The following is an 18,393-nucleotide window of genomic DNA, read 5'->3' as shown; positions in this document are numbered from 1 at the left end:
TGTTTGGTGCACCATAATGCATTTCACCCGATTATTACAGAAAAGAAGCCGTTTCATATCGACTCAGCAAGTGTTTCCAAGTACATTCGATTTCCCTGCTTATCATAATAAAGAATCTCTTCAATATTTAAGGACTTAACATTCAGTTTCCCGGCAAAAGCTGAATTGGAATTCAAATCAATCACGATATCTTTTACTTGCTTATCTTTAGCATATTGGGGATATAAGATTGTCGCTGCATAATTCACATCTGATTGTTGATTATTATACTGCGCATAAAAGGCCAACTGGAAAACGTCACTGGTCTCAACTCTCTTTGATCCATACTGTTTGTACTTGACATCAATCACTTTTTTATCGCCAGTATGTTTGCTTTTCACAATAAGGTCCGGAATGACATGCCGATAGCTTGTCCCTTCCATGGTAATCGCATCAGTGACTCTTTTTCCGGCAATGACCTGATATTCTGGGGGCAGATACTTCATTAGAAATTGACCTGCGAATTTCTCAAACAGTTCATTCATATCAATCAAAAAGGAATAATGGAATTCCTCGTTACTTAAGAAACTTGTGGCAGAGGATCGCCTCCATAAGTAATGTCCGATTTTGTGGGCATTGACGTAATGTTTGTTTAACCGGTTATAATGGAAAGTCGGCCAGTGAACTCCTCGATATTCTTCGCAAAGCATCTCAAACTGCGCTCTCATCAAATTGAGGTGCTGCTGTGTTTTGGCTGATACATTAAAACGGGAGGCAGCGGCCAAAACAGATAAAATGACCTGATTTTCCATTATATTAGTCACCAGCTCATCATACTGGCAATAGATTCTGTTCGGCAAATTGAAATTATTCTTTAAGTTCTCCGAGAAAACGACTGAGCCTCTCATGTTCCTTAGGTTTTCATTTTCTCTTACATACTCTTTAACCGGTCCCATCTTGAGGATCTTTTCCGTTTCCAGGAGGAACAGCCTTATAAGAATTTCCAGGAAGTTGGTCTTGTTGATGTCTCCGGCTGTACGTTCCATTTGATAATAAGGAAGGTCTTCGGCAAATAAAATCATATCCGTCAATGCCGAAAATGTCTCATTGAATTTAGGCTGGATAACAATGCGTACATCATTTAATTCGATTACGCCAACCCAACTCTGTGTTTTAATTCTCATGCCATTTTGAAGTTCATCAAAATAAAATCGTCTTTCCCACGGCCGGGATTCATGAATGATGGATATTTTCGTCAAGTACTCGCGTTCATCAGGGGACAGCACATAGTCCGATAGATGGAATTCATCCGAGTACTCCCTTAATATGATTTGCTGTTTCATGATTCGCTGTCCTTAAACTGCCTCTCCAGCACCTGAATAAAGGCATCTTCCGTCCCATTCAGAAGTTCATTGTTAATTTCCATACCCATGACATCCACAAAGTCTTCCCCAATGATTTCCGCCAGTTGGTTATAATCGTCAAAACAATATTCCTGGATGAGCGGGATGATTTCAAACTTAAAAACATCCCTTATTTCAGAAACAGAGGTGACCTGTTCCCCTTTTTCCATAAAATACGCATGGCCGATCTGTTTATCCCTACCTTGCAGATGAACCAATTTTTTATTGATGGATTTTAAAATTTCTGCCGGGGTTATACTGAGCAAATCTACCGGTTTATCGATCAGATCATAGTCTGGCATGCACTCAATGAAAGCGAAACGCCTTTTAAGGGCCGAATCCATCATTTTTATGCTTCTGTCAGCCGTGTTCATTGTTGCAATGATGAAGAGATTATCAGGTATGCTGAACGTATCCTTGCTTTGAGGCAGCCTGACCTCCACCCCGCGTTTATCCATCTCCAAAAGAGTTATCATTTCACCAAATATTTTTGGAACGTTCCCCCTATTTAATTCATCAATAATAAAGTAGTAGAACGAGTCTTTGTTTTCCCGCGCCTTACTCGCAAAACGCTGGAAGATGCCTTTTTCAAGTTCAAATGCTATAGTGCCGTCACTGGATTGTACCGGCTTGAACCCTTCCATGAAATCTTCATACTGGTAGGATGGATGGAAAGTGCTCATTTCCACATTATTCTGGTTCATGTAATCCCCTAACATGTCGGCACCTTCCTGATCACCGTATTCCAATAACGTTTCTCTCACCCAGATTGCAAACTCATCGTTCAATTCAAACATCGTCCCTCGATTTCCCATTTTCCCTGCTTGAGTGGATTGATATTCCGGGATCGATTTAAATTCTTCAAAGGGGATTTCTTGCTTGAAATGATAAACCCCTTTCACCCCTAACGAGTCATCATGCAACTCTTCTGATACTTCGGCAATCCCTACGATACCGTTAGAGGAACTTCCCCCCCGGTAACATAAGATTTTTTCGCTTTTTCTGGCATTCCTAAAGTTTCTGGCAACCGTTCTTAAATTCCATCTTTCTGTTTCTCCATTCATAATCTGTTCCCAGCGAAAATCGTCTGATTTATCGGAAGCAACCATAAACCAAATTTTGAACGGATTATGATCTGTTTTTTTCAATAGTTCATCTTTTTGATTTTTCCATGTAATGAATTTTCTGGCCATATATGTTTTCCCTGTACCGGGAGGCCCATAAAGAATTATCTGGCCCTTTCTCAACAGGGCCTGTTCAGTCATTTCAAAAAAACGTTCTTCTTCTGCAGTATAGGGAATGCTGCCTTGCGGATTTCCTGTACTTGGTTTTGAAGTCCATTCAACCACCTGTTTCTTCCCTACCGTATCAACTGTTTTAAATCCCCACTTTTCCTGCTTAGGGATTTCGAGGGCAGGTTGATAAGTTTCATTCCAGTTGACATACACAACATGTTTTTGATGTTCTAAGTCATCGCGGTATTCATAGCCTTTATCTGTCACGGTGCCAATCCCCAAAATTTTGGACTTCCCTTTATTGGCGATGACTTTATCACCGGACTGCAATTGATAGAATCTCCACAGTTCGTTCGCTTTTTCTATATTTTTTTGAGATGAGGACTGGAAATCATGTGTCAAAAAAGAACTTTTGAACTCTTCATAATCATTAAACTCCCTTAAATCCCCCACTTCATCCCAGCCAATGGATATATAACCGCCTTCCAGGGACTCTTTCCAATACTTGGCCTCGTGTCCCGGAGCAATCTTATAATATATTTCTTCACGCATGAATTCATGATAAAGAAAATGGGAGATAAGGAGGCGATCATAGCCCTTTAATTCTTCATGATTTGAAATAAGCTCCGAAAACATAATGTTTAATTCTATCGAATCTTTCCCTTTGAAATCATCTTCATCTGCACCCAGTTCTTTCAAGAATTTCCTTAAATGGTTGGCGTTATATATAGCCATCAGTTTATCAGGGTGGTACAGATATGAAATTTTGCCTTTAAGCATAGTCGCATTTGTAAGAAGGTTATCATCTTTTATTCCCTCATATGTACCTTGATCAAAAGATTTAATCAGCTGAATAATATCACTGCGCAGCTGCTCCCATGCTTTTTCCACATTCGGAAACTGAGAAGGATAATGCCATTTTTTATCTTTTTTACGGAAGTAAATGATATGTTTTGCTGCACTCCCTCCTTTGATGCTTCCCAGGGGAATGGTGTTATACTCAAGCCACCAGCTGAAAGAGTCTCTCTTTTTGTAACCAAGAGCGTAATCTTCTACACTCATCGCTTCAATTTTTTCCAGAGGGAATTCATTAAGAAATTCCTGGTGAAGTGTTTTGGCATTTTCAATTTCCTTTTGAACTTCTTGTTTATTATAATAAGCTTCAATTTTTTTCTTCAGCTTGCTCATTTTCCCACCCCTAACTATAAAGTAATACTTTGAACAAGACAGGTTCGCGGCTATTCTTCACTAGCACCGATGTTTACCGGCTCCCCCTTCCAATTCCACTCCCCATCCCTCTGAGGATCATATTTCCGGTAATTCCCCTTCGATACAAGATAATATAAATCCTTCTGGCCTGACGGATAATGCTTTCTTGAAGTATGGTTCACACAGTCCGCAATCAACTGGCAGCGGACAGTCGTCGGGTTGATATCAGGATACTCTTTCGCGATTTCCCGATACACGGCAGCAGGAGTGAACGTTTCGTCACCTTCATCATAGATTGTAAGTTTCCTTACCGTATCATAAACCAGTTCTTTCACTTTTACCGGCTCGTTCCATCTGCCTGTAGAGGATTTCACTGAAGCGGAACTTCCAATCTGTTCGGTGCTGATGATATACTCGCCCTGAGAGCTTTTATAAACGGTGTATTCCATGCAGAAAATCTCCATTCCATATCGGTCCCGGAGATGGTCCGTCACTTCTCTGACAATCGGCGAGACAGTCTCGGCAATTATGAAAATACGCTGTTTCCGATTGAATTCAACACTGCTCTTTTCCTGGGTGTCAGGATAAAACACTTCATGAAACTTGTCCCGAAGTTCAATCGCAGTTCCCTGGCCTTTGCCATTCTGGTAAAGAAGGAAGATTTCATTCAGTTTTGTTTCCGATAATGCGGAAGCCCACGTTGAATACTCAAGTGCCTGCGCGACCACTTCACGAGGGGTGCTGCCCTTCTTTAATTCCACAATAACAAGATTTCCTTCCGAATCAATCCCCATTAAATCGGGATATTTACCGGAATCGCCGATTGCCGCTCTCGTCTGCCGCCCAATCCAAAAAATTGTATTCCCCTCATATTCATCCAGAAGTGCATCCGGACTGTTTTCAAGCCAGTTTTCAAAGTCATTTTCGTAATTGACATTTCCTGCGCTTACTTTCTCCATAATTCCTTCAGATAAGTTGTTGCTTCCAGACAGTTTATAAAGCATGTGGTTTTCCCCTTTCCGTTTCTATTCAGGCAAATTTTTCTATTTTAAATATAACAAAACAACTGAACCATTTATGGCACACCTATAAAAAAAACTGACAATTCCGGGGCTCTCAATTCCCTTTGCTTACTTGTTTTTCTGTCCAGCTCCTTTGGCCGTTTCTTCGTCCTTCCAGACCAGTTTTGTGTTGAATTCTCCTATTCTTTTTACTTTTGCTCAGATTTTTTAAAAAAGATGCGACTGGAGGGCTCGGTAAGACTTTTAAACTTCTCCCTGGCTAATGGTGTAGTTGTTCTCATTTTTTTCATCCCCCCTTCACCTTCGTATTCGTATGGATGGAAACTACTCCCAGATTACTTAGCGAAATAAGGGGTAAATAACTTATCACACCACCAGATAGGAGGTCCTCCCGCTTGTTTACAACCATTACCTTGAAACTGGTCATCGGCCTGATCGCACTCATCCTGATCACCCGCCTTCTTGGAAAGAAGGAAATGGCCCAGGTCACACCATTTGATTTTGTGTATGCACTCATTCTCGGAGGGATTATTGAAGAGGGGATATACGATACAAAGACAAAAATCTATCATGTCATATATGCCGCCGCGTTATGGGCCGTTTTAATTTATACCGTTGAAAAGCTGCCGCAGAAGTTTGAAAAGATCCGTAAGCCGCTGAAAGGAAAAACGGCCATCATTATTGAAAATGGGGAAATAGACATTAAGGAGATGAAGAAGGCGAAGCTTGAAATGGAGCAGGTCCGGACGATGCTTCGCATGCAGGGGGTCTTTTCTGTCAGTGACGTGAAGTATGCGTTTCTCGAAGTGAGCGGGCAGCTGAGTGTGATGAAGTATGCGGATCAGTCACCTGTTACGGCAAAGGATTTAGGGGTTGACACGGCGCCTCAGGAACCTTCCATTTTGCTCATTGATGAAGGCATGGTCCATGAAAAGAGCCTGAAGGTCATAGGCAAAGACAAAAGCTGGCTTGATGAGCAGCTGGGTGAACATGACATCCGAAGGGCTGAGGATGTCTTTTACGCTGAATGGACCAGGCTTGGCGGATTTTACATCAGAACCTATGAAGATGAAAGGCATGCGACTTGATAGACACCGAGAAGATGTCCGGTATAATAAAGTAAGAATTTCATAGATTCAACGGGGAGCTGGAATCGGCCGGCTTGAGAATATTCCGCAAAGATATTGACCCGCTGACCTGAGCCGGATAATGCCGGCGCAGGGAGTGAAACTTGTTTCTTAATGAATTAGGCGCTCCCTTCTTGTCAGGGAGTGCTTTTAGTTTAGAGGAAGGGATGAAGCAGGATGTTTGATGCATATACGATTGACATGATTCGCGGACATTCCCGGAAGATGGAAAAGGCCGGTGAACTGCCTCCGGATGTGCTTGATATCATCTATGATCGGGGCCTTTTCAAGTTATTCCTTCCCGCTGAGCTGAACGGCAGGATGATGCCGTTTCCGATGGCGGTTAAGCTGTTTGAAGAAGCCGCCTGGATCGACGGCAGCTTTGGCTGGCTCGTGCAGATCGGTTCAGGGGCCGGTTTTTTCGCGACGACGATTTCTCCTGCTTTTGCACCTGACGTTTTTTCCCGGCGCGATGCATACATAGCCGGCAGTGACCGTCCGAACGGGGTTGCGAACAAAGTGGATGCGGGCTGGCGCGTTACCGGAAGCTGGCCGTTTTGCAGCGGCTCGCTGCATGCGACCACCTTCACAGCGAACTGCCGCGTTGAAGTGGACGGAGTTGAAGACGGAGCGGTGCGGGCGTTCATTTTGCGGCCAGGCCAGGTGGAAATCGAAAAGGACTGGAATGCATTCGGGCTGAAAGCGACGAACAGCCATACGATTCATGTGAAAGATGCCTTCGTTCCGGAAGAGAGAACGTTTGATGTGTTCAAGCCTCACTTCCATTATGACAATCCGGTCTATCACTATCCATTCGTGCCGTTTGCCGAAGCGAATATCGCCGCGACCACAATCGGGATTGCCAGGCATTTTTTCGAAGAGGCCCAGGCCCATGCGGAGCGCAAATTACAAATTTGGGATCAGGAGCGGTACTCGTTTGTCATTCGTAAAATTGAGCAATTGACGGCTCCATTCGATCAATCCGCTGCCGCCTTCCATAAGGCGATTGAAACATCCTGGCAGAGCCATCTCGCCGGAAACGCGCTGTCTGATGAAGAGATGATCGACATCAGCGTGCACAGCAAAGAAGCGGCCCGGCATGCGGTAGAAGGCGCACAGAATCTTTTCCGGTATATGGGCATTGACGTTCTTTTCGAGGATAACGTCCTGAATCGGACATACCGGGACTTGCTTACGGCTTCACAGCATAAACTGCTGATCTCATATGGAGATTGAAAAAAGAAACGGTGCCTGATCCAGCGCGTTTTAATTGCGCCGGGACCAGGCACCAACTTCATGGTTTAATAAAAACCGCAAGCACCTACAATGATCAATAGGATAAACAACACGACAATCAACACGAATGTGTTGGATCCCCTTGCCGGAGGACAGTATCTATAACCTGGAGAAACATAACTTGGCATAGGAGGAACATTGGCGCCCATTACAGGTGCTGCATTTACGTTTGCTCCCATATATGGCATTGCATTTACATTATCCACGTTTTAACCCTTCCTTCCCGATAGTTATTTGTCACTATATCATACTCACCTAAAAGAAAGTTGAGCCCGTCAACATCATAAATGGGTTAATGTCATGGACTGGTACTGCCCGGTTATCCGGTAATCATTTTCTTGTAATAAGTCAAATACTGAATGAAGGCTATCGAGCATTTATTATGGTGTATGACAGTGTAGGGCACTCGACGAACTGTACGGCCATTTTGGGCTGCTGAAAGTTCAGCTAACCGATTAAAAGATGGCCTTGTGACTAAATTCGTTAAATAAGCTGATTGCGTGCTCCCCTGTTTGCGATGTTTGTTCAATTTTTGAATCATTTTTTCATCGTCCCTTATGCCGAACCCATGGCCAAAAAATTTGCCGCCCGTCAACGCGACAGCATTCTCTCCTCTATACCATGGAGTCCCGGGATTAAATTCCGGATTTTTGAAGTAAACAACATCGCCAGGGATCAAATGATTCGCATAAAAGGTGTGCAGCCCCAAATCGGAATCGGTATGCCAGCTGTATAAATAAAGGTCCTGGAACATGACATCAAATACACGCTTACCAATGCTTTTTATCGCTGCATGGTAAAGGATGATTACGGAAGCTGTCGCACATTCAAAACCGTACAAAGGACTATTCACATAAATATCCATAATAGCTGCTGATGGACGTATCCCCGGCTTTAAAAGGAACCCCCCTTGTTCCGTCAGGTGCCAGTATTCAGGATTGCAGCGAGCGCCTTTAAAGGTTGTAAATTCAATCTTTTGTTCATTCATCTTTTCCGCGCTTTCTATGATATTTTTTCGGACGTTGATTTCAAATAAAAGTTCACTTCTGGTGCGATAGGAATAAAGGACAGGAGCATCAAGCATTTGCTGGATGATCTTTTTTTCCACACTTCCTGCATCCCACGATTCCATTTGCTGCGGAGGCATCCCTGATATTTGTATCATGTGATTCCCCTTCCATACTGTCTTGATACCTATCCTATTCGAATTTGTTTTTTAAGATGTTTCAGCATTAATCGTATAGATGAATTGTTATTTCCGCCAGGAAGCGGTGCCTGGCATCAATCTGCAAATTTCATTTGAACTATCTGCCATTTAACGTTACAATTGAAGACGTAATATACCCCTAAGGGTTATTAACCTACTGACTAAAGAGGTGTTGGCATGAGAATCGCTGTAGCAGTAACGCCTGACGGAATGGTGAATGCCCATTTCGGACGGACCGCAACCCTGGCGCTTGTTGATGTGGAGAATGGAGAGGTCGCTCGTTGGAACGAAATTGATGCACCGTTTGCCGCGATGCACGGCGAGCATGGCCATCATGAAGGCGGCCATCATCACCATCCTGCAAATCACCAGGACACTATCAAAGATTTTCTTTTAGAGCAAAATGTCGATGTCGTTTTTGTCCATCATGCAGGCAGAGGGCTGCATAAGGTGATGAACGAAACAGACATGAAGGTTATGACAGGAGCGGATGGCTCCGCACGGGAAGCTGTCGGCCGGCTGCTGCAGCAAGAGCCGTTTAATTCCTGAGCCTTAAGGGAAAACTCTAAGGGTACATACTTTTTTAAAAGGAGATGAGTACTGTGGCAAAGATTGCTGAGGAAGACAAGCAGACGATCAGAGATATGTTCAGCCAGATGACTGGCACTGCGCATATCCGTTATTTCAGCACAACCGACAACTGCGAAATGTGCGGCGAGACGAAAGAAATTCTTGAAGAATTGACTTCATTATCCGATCAGATCGACATTCAGTATTTGGATAAGGATGAAAATGCGGATGAAGTGAGCCGCCTTGGTGTCGACAAGTATCCTGCGATCGTATTCGTGAAGGAAGACGGCACTGATACAGGCGTGCGTTTCTACGGCATTCCATCAGGCTACGAGTTCACGACATTGATCGAGGACATCATCGATATCGCCAATGACAAAATCGGATTGGAGCCGGCAACGATCGAGGCACTTAAAGCGATCGATCAGGATGTTACACTTTCCGTATTCGTAACACCCACCTGACCTCATTGTCCCCGCGCAGTTCGCGTGGCTCACCACATGGCAATGGTCAACCCTCGTATCCGCGGCGAAATGATTGAGGCAATGGAATTCCAGGAATTGTCTCAAAAGCATAACGTCATGGGCGTACCGAAAACCGTCATCAACGACGGGAAAGCCGAACAGGAAGGCGCAGCTCCTGAGCAGCTGATCCTTGGCAAGATCCAGGAAATTCTCCAATAATCCATGAATTGAAATGAATGAACCCGAATAGATAGAGCCTATGGAATATAGGCCTCCTGTTCGGGTTTTTATTTTATTCTGGGCTGTGTTAACGTTCAATGTTGTTATTCATCAGCAAAGTATAAGTCACATAAATCCGAATTTAAATGTTTGGCTTATCAAACTAACCCATCTTTGAAAAACTGCAAAAATGATAGCAGGTTATTCTGGAGATAGCCCGTTCCTTTCCGCTGCAGGCATTCGCTTTCCGCGGGGCGACCGGGAGCTTCTCGGCACTATTCGCGCCTGCGGGGTCTTCCCTGTTCGCTACCCCCGCAGGCGGGAGCAGCGGGACAGGTGAGACCCCGCTAGAGCGATAGCGATGAGGAGGCTCACCGCCGCCCCGCGGCAAAGAAGACACTGTGAGTGCAACCGAAGGGAAGCAGGAACAGATGTCGCACTTGTGCCCTTGGGTGAAAGCGAGCCCCTGAAGCGGAAATCAACACCCCAGTTTAAATTGCCCTACTAATGCTACAACCCTACTTCGCCAGATGAATAAAGAACAATGTTTATATTGTTAAACAAGATAATCTGAGATGGTTTCCATTTCTTTGTACTTGCTCTGTTTGGCGGTTTTCCAACAACAAACTTTAACATAGACAAACTGTAACCCCCGGCTGAATCACTATACAACAAATATGTAAAGCAATAAGCTGACTGTAAATAAAATAAAGGCAATTTGAATCGTGACGTACATGACGAATTCAAAGGTTGACAGTTTCCTTTGTTTCCTGGTTTTGTCCAAATGGCGAAAATAAAAAGAGGAACTGATCACTAAAATCGTTATGGCAATTGCACGTAAAGCTTCTGCAAGTTCGGTCAATAGATGCACTCCTTACAAGTGAATTATACATAGCAAATAGTCAAAAACAACTAACGTACTATCCGTTCTGTTTGTTAAAATAAATCTCTTAAAAATAATCAAATCACTGAAATAATTCAACTATCCAAACAATCATATACACTGGAACTGCAACAATAATCATCCCTGCCAGCAAATAACTAATTGACCTTATGACAAACGTAATAATATCATAGATAGCACCTGCTAAGTCATCAACAAATTTCAACACGATTAACACCCCACAACTTTAACCAGTCATCATAATATTAACATTATTTCCCTTGGAGAAAACCAAAATTTATTAAGCGGCTTCAACAAGGGTGTTCTTAAACTCTTCTGCCTATTATGCCTTAAGGTCGTCTCCCTCCCCTGCATCAATCAAAACAAAAACAGCCTCCCCCCACTGCCCATGGGAGAAGGCTGCTATCACCTGAACAAGTCCAGCAAACGGTCCCAGAAGCTTTTTTCCTCTTCGTGTTCCGGAGCGTCTTTATCTTGTTCAGCTTTCTTGATGCTTTCCGTTTTAATGACAAATTGGACGGACTCCACTTTTTCATTTTCAGGTGACACAAATGATACTGGCTCGAAGTCCGATTTATCGTACTCATTCATCATCTCATCGATTTCGCGCTGCATCTGTTCCGGCAGGTCGCTCGTGGAAGACGCGAGTTCGGATGTGCCTTCATGGAGTTCAGCCGCACCATTTTCGAGTTTGCCGCCTCCGTCTTTCAGGCCGCCGATGCCATTATGGAGATCCTGGTATGATTCTGCCAATTTGGCGACTCCGCCGGTATATTCAGCCAGGCCGGCATGGAAATCGCCGTAATTTGAGGACAGCGCCTGCAGCCCTTCCTCAAGTTGCTTCATCGAATCTGCCAGGTTCATGTTATCCAAACTGCTGCCGAGGTTATCTGCCATAGTTATGAGGCCGGCGCTCATTTCATTCAGTGATCCTGTTGTCTGGTCCAGTGCCGGACCGACGGCAGCGAACCCCTCTTTCACCTGTCCGTAAGTCCCTTTTGCAGTAAGGGCCGCTCGATACGTTTCCGTGAGTTGGTTGATGACTTTCGGATCGGCGCCGCTTTCATGCAGCGCCTTGATGTCTGCTTCGGAAATTTGATAAGCGGGAATCCCTTCCATCGCCTGATCAAGTGCATGATATGCCTGGCTGTATGACGTGTTCAGATCCGTCAGGCCCTTTTCCGTTTCGCTCAATCCGGCAGCTATCTGGCGCAGGCCGTCTTCAAGCTTTTTCAGTTCATCAAGATTCATGTCACCTGAACCGGCTCCGACAGACCCGCTCATTTGTTCAAGCGATGCCTTAATCGACGACGATCCCTGCACCAGTTCGGACGAGCCGTCTTGCAGGTCATTGATTCCGTTTTTATATTGCTGTGACCCATTTTGCAGGCTGGCCGCTCCGTCATGCAGCTTTGCGATACCTTTCTGGAGTTCGCTCACGCCTTTATTGATCTCGCTTGTTGCATCTGATAACGAATGCATATCTTTTTTCATCGCACCGGTATCCGGGGCGTCGATGGACATGGACGACGGAACCGCGGCAATTTCTATGCCTTCCATCTCAAAATCGGAAACATCCGCCCGGATCATGAAGTGCCCTTCTTTTTCAGGCATGACGGTAAATGTCACTTGCCTGTTCTTCCCTGCATTCGCAATGGTTCCATCCGGTGCTTCGATATTTTTGTAAATCGCCGCATCGAATGTAAGGGTGATCTGTAACAAATAGTTGTTGAAAAAGGCTTGATCCGCTTCCTCGTTTGCGGCCGTGCCGATTTGGATCTCAAGCCGGCCGTCTTTGCCCAGCAATTTTTCAGCAGAAATAGTCTTTCCATTCAATTTATAGGATATATCGATATCCCACGGCAATGGCTTGCCTTCCAGGTTGCCCTGATAGTAAAACTCTTCTTCGCCAGCTGAAAATTCGATTTGTCCATTTTGTTTTTTTATATCCGTCATATCGGTTAAATTTTTGATGCCGGTATACGGTCCGTGGTCGATGATTGTTCCAGGCTTTTCGATTGTGAAATTGTTGACGACATACATTTCTTCCTGCTTCCCGGCGGCATTCAATGTCGCATAGACAACCTCGTGTTTCGCCGAGTAAGCCCCTTCATCTGTGAGATTCTTTTTTTCGGAAGAATTTGTCTCCGCAGATGCGAGAAACGCGGGTATGACAAGAAGAAATGCCATGAATATCACTAGTATACGTTTTAGTCTCATCATCATTTCCCCTTATAAAAGTTTGCTTTCCATGTTGTTTTTTCTATGAACCGGTCGAGAATGAGCAGCATCGCCGGCAGGACGACAACAACCATGATGAATGCCAGCAGCGCCCCCCTGCCCAGCAATAAACCGACGGAAGACACGATCGGATTCGACGATGTGATCCACAGGATGAATCCGACACTGGATAAGATGGAAGCGGAGATGAAAACCGCGAAAACCTTATCATCAACCGTTTTTCTGATTGCCTTTAATGCAGGCATCTCTTTCCGAAGTTTCGTATAAGCTTCGGTGAATAAAATCGCATAATCGACGGTCGCTGCAAGCTGGATGGTGCTTATGAGCAGGTAGCCGATATACACGAGGGATGAACCCGTAAAGTACGGCACCGCCAGATTGATCCAGACAGCCGTTTGAATCGTCAACAGCAGCACGACTGGTATTGAGATCGACCGGAACGTCAGGATAAGCACAACCGCAATCGTTATGATCGTCAGCCAATTGACTAGCGTATTGTCTTTTTGAACAGTATTCTTGATGTCAAAGAGTGTCACACTCTCCCCGATCAAATGGATTTCATCGTAATAAGACTCTGCCGTATCCATCACGTTTTCAACTAACGAAAAGGCCGCTTTCCCTTCCGTATCGGTTTCCGTGTAAAGGGTGATTCGTGCGTAATGATCTGAATAAAACTGTCCGGTTATCGACTCTTCCAAAAAATCAGACGGAATGGCCGGACTGACCAAATTCACATAGGAAAAGACACTTGAAACATAAGGCAAATCTTCTAACTCCTGCACGAGCTCCTCTTCTTTTGCGACATCGCCTTTAGGTACAAGAAGCACCACCGGCGTGTTTTTCCCGAACGCTTCTTGAATGGCGGTTTGGTCCTGCCCCGCCCGTGTATTCTCAGGATGGTCGCCGATCCCATATTGGAACGACGTATTGCTCTGCCCTAAAAAGGCCGGAACGATCAGAATCACCATCAAGATCAGGCCCGGTATCCTTAATTTCAACACGCGCTTCCCGATATTTTTGAAGTCCGGCACAAACGGTCTGTGCTTTGTCCGGTCTATCCAGTGATAGAACATCACCGTCAGGGCCGGCAAAAAGACCATCACACTGATGAAGCTGAGCAGGATCCCTTTCAAAAGATTAAGGCCTAAATCGGAGCCGATTCCAAACTCCATGAAAGTCAAAGCGGTGAATCCAAAAAATGTCGTAGACGCACTTGCGATGATCGCCGGGAAGGACCGCTTCATCGCAAGCTGCATGGCTTCTGTTGGGTCAGGGATGCGCTTGCGGTAATCCGAAAAACTGTGGAGCAAAAAAATCGCATAATCCAGCGACACAGCAAGCTGCAGGATCGGCGCCACCGATTGTGTAATGAACGAAACATCACCGAGAAAGATATTCGTGCCCAGGTTGATCAAGATCGAAACGCCGATGGCTGTCAAAAAGAAGACCGGCTCCATCCAGGAGTTGGTCGATAAAACCAGGATCAGAATGATGATCGGAACTAACAAAGCGGCCGCATTCATCGATTCCTTGCCGGTCATTTTTTGGGAAGCAGCGGTATTCACCGCTTCACCTGCAATCGCATTCTTTTCCCCGATCAACTCATAAATTTGATCCGTGGCCTCGACTTCATCCCCATCGCTGATATTCAATAAAAATAATGCTGCCTCGTTTTGATAATAGGATTCCACCGTATCCTGATTCGCCATTCGGATGGGAACTTTCAGATCGATGACATCATCCAGCCACGTCACACCGCTCACACCATCAATGGCTTCCAATTTTTCTTTATACGCGAGCGCTTCTGTGATCGAAACATCCCGCACCATCACCCGTGTGTTCGCAACAGGGTCCTCAAACTCTTCTTCCATCAGTTCCATCGCATTCGTCGATGGCGCATCTTCCGGTAAATAATCGACCATATTGTAATTGACGGGAACGGCGAATTGCACGACCGCACCGACAAGGGCAATCATCATGAATAAAGCGACAATCCATTTTTTATGTTTTATGATGCGTGCTGTTATATCAATAAGGCCTCATCCTCTCTTGCATAACCATTCCATACAAACTACTATTATATGGACACCGTGTTGGGTTTTCAATATACAGTTTTATTCATACCGTCAGTTTCCCAACACTTCTTTTCTATATGTCGGATTGTCACAAAAATGTCACAATTGGAGGTCATTCCTATGAGTGAGAAATTAGACCGGCGTAAAAAATATACGCGAAAAGTGCTGAAGGAAAGTTTGATTACGCTGCTGGCAGACAAGCCGATTTCGGCAATCACGGTGAAAGAAGTATGTGAAATCGCAGATATCAATCGCTCAACTTTCTACACCCATTACACCGATCATTACGATTTACTGAATAAAATTGAAGAAGAAATCACAGAAGACATGAGCCGGTACTTGAATGATTATCGGTATACGATAGAAGAAGAATCCATCCAGATGACAGAGAAAATACTGGAATACGTCACCCAGAATAAAATCGTATTCCAAACCCTGTTGAATAAGAACGGCTCCCCCACATTTGAAAAACGCATGATGAATTTGACCCAGCAATTTATGATGAGCAACCTCGTGAATGATAACGTTATTAGAAAGGAGGATTCCAGGTATTTAAGCACGTTTGTCATCAGCGGATCCATTCACGTCATCAAAGATTGGATCGGCAACGACATGGACCGGCCGCCGCTGGAAATGGCAGTAATGATTAATAACTTCATTAATTACGGGTTTTCTTATTTGGATTGATAGTGGCAGGGAGTCCGGGCGTGGCCTTTTCACTGTTGAGGAACGCACGATTCCAAGTATAATCATCGCCGCATTTTTTTATTAGCCAATTACTGCCGTCGGATCGTGTCCCCCCGTCACCAATAAAATAAAGAGCACAATCACACATCCTTTGTGACTGCACTCTTTATTTCGTGGTTTCTTACATTCTTCCCTTAAGCATCCCGTGCCAGTAAAACCGCGGCAGCAATTCTTTCTTCAAAAGATACATGCTGTAACGCTCCTTCGCCTGGTCAAACGGGAACGTTTCTTTCGGCTGCTTCTCGTAATCGAATTCGGCGAGAATGAGTTTTCCTTTGCCGGTGATGATCGGGCAGGATGTATAGCCGTCGTATTTCGCTTTCATTTCTTCGCCTTTCATCAGGGACAGGATATTGCTGACGGCTACAGGCACCTCTTTCCGTATCGCCGCGCCTGTTTTGGATGTCGGCAGATTGGCCGCATCGCCGAGTCCGAAAACAGTGCTGTACGTTTTATGCTGCAGGGTGTACGGATCGACGTCGACCCAGCCGGTTTCATCGCTGACTGGACTTCCGATCATAAAATCATGCGGCCCCATCGGCGGGGTCACGTGAATCATTTCATACGGAACGGTTTCCGTTTCGCCGGTTTCAAGGTTTTCAAACACGGCTTCTTTTTCTCCGCCCCGGATTTCGATCAGGTTCCTCCGGAAGTGCGTCTGGATGCCGCGTTCTTCTACGATCCTTTCAAGCAGCTTTTTGTATTTTTCGACACCGAAGATGCTTGGGTCGGCCGAGTAAAACATAACATTCGTATTGTCCTTCAGATTGTTCATATCAATAAACTCTTCTGCCAGGTACATGATTTTCTGAGGTGCTCCCCCGCATTTGATCGGCGTATTCGGATGAGTGAAGATCGCATTACCGCCTTTGAAATTCCGGAGGGCTTCCCACGTTTTGTCGACATATTCATAAGCATAGTTGCTGACGACACCATCTTTCCCGATTGCCTCTTCCAGTCCCTTCACCTTGTTCCAATTCAGCTGCAGACCCGGGCATACAATCAGGTATTGGTATTTAATCTTTGTTTCGCTTTCGGTTGTCACCGTCATCCCGTCCGGATCAATCGCTTTGACGGCTTCCTGTACGTGAGAGACTCCGCGCGGAATCAGATTCTTTTCTTGCCTGACAGAATCTTCTTTTTTGACAAGACCTGCCCCGACAAGTGTCCAGATCGGCTGGTAGTAGTGAACATCTGCCGGGTCGATGATGACGATTTCACCCGGAAATATCTTTTTGGCCAGCTGGGCGGCTGCTGTGATGCCGGCCGTACCCCCGCCTATTATCGCCACTTTATATTCAGTCTTCATTTTCTTTCCCTGCCTTTTTATGTTTGTTTTCTTCTTATCCATAGGGTTTCTTTTTCGGCTGATTTTATGATGTTTTCTTTAGAAGGAATGGATGAGGCACAGTTTTTTCAAAAAAAGCCTTCATAGCGTTCATGTTTTTGGACATGTTAAACCTGAGAAATAAAGTGAAACAGGAGGTTATTATTATGGAGGCAAAGCCGATTACAAGTGAAGAAGTGCTGGAGAAACTCCTTAAAAAGGGAGATATATTTATCCTTGATGTACGGAACGAATCTGATTTTGAAGACTGGAAAATTGAAGGTACGACAGTCGAACATATGAATGTTCCATATTTTGAACTCATTGACGGTGTAGGAAATATCGTTGATAAAATTCCATCCGATAAAGATATTCTCGTCGTGTGCGCGAAGGAAGGCTCATCTAAAATGGTCGCCGACATGCTGGCTGAGGAAGGGCTTGATGTTTCCTACCTGAAAGGCGGAATGAAGTCATGGAGTGAATACTTATACCGTACAGAAGTATACCGGGATGAAGACGTGAAAGTATATCAATATATCCGTGTCGGAAAAGGGTGCCTTTCTTATATGGTCCTGTCTTCTGGAGAAGCGCTGCTCGTCGATCCTGCCCGCTTCACAGACAGGTATGTTGAAGATGCCGAAAAAGAAAATGCGAAAATCACGCATATCGTCGATTCCCACCTTCATGCCGATCACATTTCGGGCGGGCCCGATCTTGCAAAGCAGACAGGCGCGAACTATTACTTGATGAGAAGCGAGGGCGCGAAATTTGATCACGAAGCACTGGAAGAGCACGAAAAAATCCAATTTGCAAAAATCAAACTGGAAGTGATTGCGCTGAAAACACCGGGGCACACGCCGGGCAGCGTTTCGTTCTTCATGAACGACAAGCTGCTCTTTTCGGGTGACACGATTTTCGTCAGCGGCCTCGGCCGGCCTGACCTTGGCGGTAAGGTGCGCGAATGGGCTGCCGACTTGTACGATACCGTATATAACAAAGTATCACAGATTGCAGATGATGTCGTTGTACTTCCGGCCCACTACGCCGATTTCGACCATGAGATCAACGATGGCGGGTATATCGGCGAAACACTCGGCACGATCCGGAAACAGAATGAAGTGATGATGGATAAGAACAGGGATGACTTCGTCGAATATGTCGCCGGTTCGGCAAGCTCTGAAACACCGCCGAACTTCGAAGACATCGTTGCCATCAACCGCGGCGAAATGGATGTCGACGCCGAAAAAGAAACCGAGCTCGAAATCGGCCCGAACCGCTGTGCAGTTCATCATACTGCCGAGTAATTACGAAAAGCGCAAGGCGCCCGCTTTGCGGCGTACGCATAAGCGGGGGTACCCGCAGGGAGGC

The 18,393-nt window shown here is 45.1% G+C and carries 15 protein-coding genes, 1 pseudogene and 1 riboswitch; of the genes and pseudogenes, 7 read left to right on the top strand and 9 right to left on the bottom strand.

Features of this window, described 5'->3' with window-relative positions; all coding sequences use genetic code 11:
• Window positions 1-53: 53 nt before the first annotated feature.
• Genes A4U59_RS15240 through A4U59_RS15230 form a run of 3 tightly spaced genes read right to left on the bottom strand, consistent with a single transcriptional unit; the run spans window position 54 to window position 4,830 of the window.
• Complete coding sequence (locus tag A4U59_RS15240; RefSeq protein ID WP_066174429.1) at window positions 54-1,322, bottom strand: McrC family protein; 1,269 nt, start codon at window positions 1,320-1,322, stop codon at window positions 54-56.
• Window positions 1,319-3,805 (bottom strand): AAA family ATPase, encoded by a 2,487-nt coding sequence (locus A4U59_RS15235; protein ID WP_066174427.1) that lies wholly within the window; start codon window positions 3,803-3,805, stop codon window positions 1,319-1,321. The genes A4U59_RS15240 and A4U59_RS15235 overlap by 4 nt, the downstream gene beginning before the upstream one ends.
• Window positions 3,806-3,855: 50 nt before the next feature.
• Window positions 3,856-4,830 carry a DUF7669 domain-containing protein gene (locus A4U59_RS15230; RefSeq protein WP_066174424.1) on the bottom strand — a complete coding sequence of 325 codons (975 nt, stop codon included), beginning with the start codon at window positions 4,828-4,830 and terminating at the stop codon, window positions 3,856-3,858.
• 413 nt (window positions 4,831-5,243) lie between these two features.
• Between A4U59_RS15230 and A4U59_RS15225 the strand changes: the two genes are divergently transcribed.
• Together A4U59_RS15225 and A4U59_RS15220 are read left to right on the top strand one after the other, a co-directional pair.
• Entirely contained in the window at window positions 5,244-5,936 is a 693-nt protein-coding gene (locus A4U59_RS15225) for a DUF421 domain-containing protein (protein WP_066174421.1), read from the top strand.
• Between the two features lie 42 nt (window positions 5,937-5,978).
• Window positions 5,979-6,089: riboswitch (TPP riboswitch) on the top strand.
• Window positions 6,090-6,152: 63 nt separating this feature from the next.
• The gene (locus A4U59_RS15220; RefSeq protein ID WP_066174418.1) at window positions 6,153-7,211 is read left to right on the top strand and encodes an acyl-CoA dehydrogenase family protein; all 1,059 of its coding nucleotides are present in this window, start codon (window positions 6,153-6,155) and stop codon (window positions 7,209-7,211) included.
• 65 nt (window positions 7,212-7,276) lie between these two features.
• Here A4U59_RS15220 and A4U59_RS22615 read toward each other — a convergent pair whose 3' ends face one another.
• The gene (locus tag A4U59_RS22615) at window positions 7,277-7,399 is read right to left on the bottom strand and encodes a YjcZ family sporulation protein (RefSeq protein WP_106406352.1); all 123 of its coding nucleotides are present in this window, start codon (window positions 7,397-7,399) and stop codon (window positions 7,277-7,279) included.
• A gap of 191 nt (window positions 7,400-7,590) precedes the next feature.
• Entirely contained in the window at window positions 7,591-8,436 is an 846-nt protein-coding gene (locus A4U59_RS15215) for a protein-glutamine gamma-glutamyltransferase (RefSeq protein ID WP_066174414.1), read from the bottom strand.
• Window positions 8,437-8,655: 219 nt separating this feature from the next.
• Here A4U59_RS15215 and A4U59_RS15210 point away from each other — a divergent pair, with 219 nt between their 5' ends.
• The 3 genes and pseudogenes from A4U59_RS15210 to A4U59_RS22055 all read left to right on the top strand — a co-directional run.
• Complete coding sequence (locus tag A4U59_RS15210; protein ID WP_066174411.1) at window positions 8,656-9,027, top strand: NifB/NifX family molybdenum-iron cluster-binding protein; 372 nt, start codon at window positions 8,656-8,658, stop codon at window positions 9,025-9,027.
• Between the two features lie 44 nt (window positions 9,028-9,071).
• Window positions 9,072-9,512, top strand: a complete 441-nt coding sequence (locus A4U59_RS15205; protein WP_211274949.1) for a hypothetical protein — start codon at window positions 9,072-9,074, stop codon at window positions 9,510-9,512.
• Window positions 9,513-9,524: 12 nt separating this feature from the next.
• A pseudogene (locus tag A4U59_RS22055) lies at window positions 9,525-9,731 on the top strand (thioredoxin family protein); the annotation flags it as partial.
• 664 nt (window positions 9,732-10,395) lie between these two features.
• On the opposite strand, the gene A4U59_RS15200 reads toward A4U59_RS22055, so the two are convergent.
• From A4U59_RS15200 to A4U59_RS15190, 3 genes are all read right to left on the bottom strand, one after another.
• A complete protein-coding gene (locus A4U59_RS15200) occupies window positions 10,396-10,593 on the bottom strand; it encodes a hypothetical protein (protein WP_066174408.1) in 198 nt (65 codons plus the stop codon).
• 447 nt (window positions 10,594-11,040) lie between these two features.
• A complete protein-coding gene (locus A4U59_RS15195) occupies window positions 11,041-12,855 on the bottom strand; it encodes a hypothetical protein (RefSeq protein WP_066174405.1) in 1,815 nt (604 codons plus the stop codon).
• Between the two features lie 2 nt (window positions 12,856-12,857).
• The gene (locus A4U59_RS15190; protein WP_066174402.1) at window positions 12,858-14,855 is read right to left on the bottom strand and encodes an efflux RND transporter permease subunit; all 1,998 of its coding nucleotides are present in this window, start codon (window positions 14,853-14,855) and stop codon (window positions 12,858-12,860) included.
• Window positions 14,856-15,071: 216 nt separating this feature from the next.
• On the opposite strand from A4U59_RS15190, the gene A4U59_RS15185 reads away from it, so the two are divergent.
• Complete coding sequence (locus tag A4U59_RS15185) at window positions 15,072-15,638, top strand: TetR/AcrR family transcriptional regulator (protein ID WP_066174401.1); 567 nt, start codon at window positions 15,072-15,074, stop codon at window positions 15,636-15,638.
• A 181-nt stretch (window positions 15,639-15,819) separates the two neighbouring features.
• Here the strand turns inward: A4U59_RS15185 and A4U59_RS15180 are convergent, their stop codons facing one another.
• Window positions 15,820-17,049 (bottom strand): NAD(P)/FAD-dependent oxidoreductase, encoded by a 1,230-nt coding sequence (locus A4U59_RS15180; RefSeq protein ID WP_281183807.1) that lies wholly within the window; start codon window positions 17,047-17,049, stop codon window positions 15,820-15,822.
• A gap of 143 nt (window positions 17,050-17,192) precedes the next feature.
• Here A4U59_RS15180 and A4U59_RS15175 point away from each other — a divergent pair, with 143 nt between their 5' ends.
• Complete coding sequence (locus A4U59_RS15175; RefSeq protein WP_066174398.1) at window positions 17,193-18,329, top strand: MBL fold metallo-hydrolase; 1,137 nt, start codon at window positions 17,193-17,195, stop codon at window positions 18,327-18,329.
• Window positions 18,330-18,393: the final 64 nt, after the last annotated feature.

The organism is Bacillus marinisedimentorum, from assembly GCF_001644195.2.
In the GTDB taxonomy this organism is placed as follows: Bacteria; Bacillota; Bacilli; order Bacillales; family Bacillaceae_O; genus Bacillus_BL; species Bacillus_BL marinisedimentorum.
This window is presented reverse-complemented; position numbering and strand designations above follow the sequence as displayed.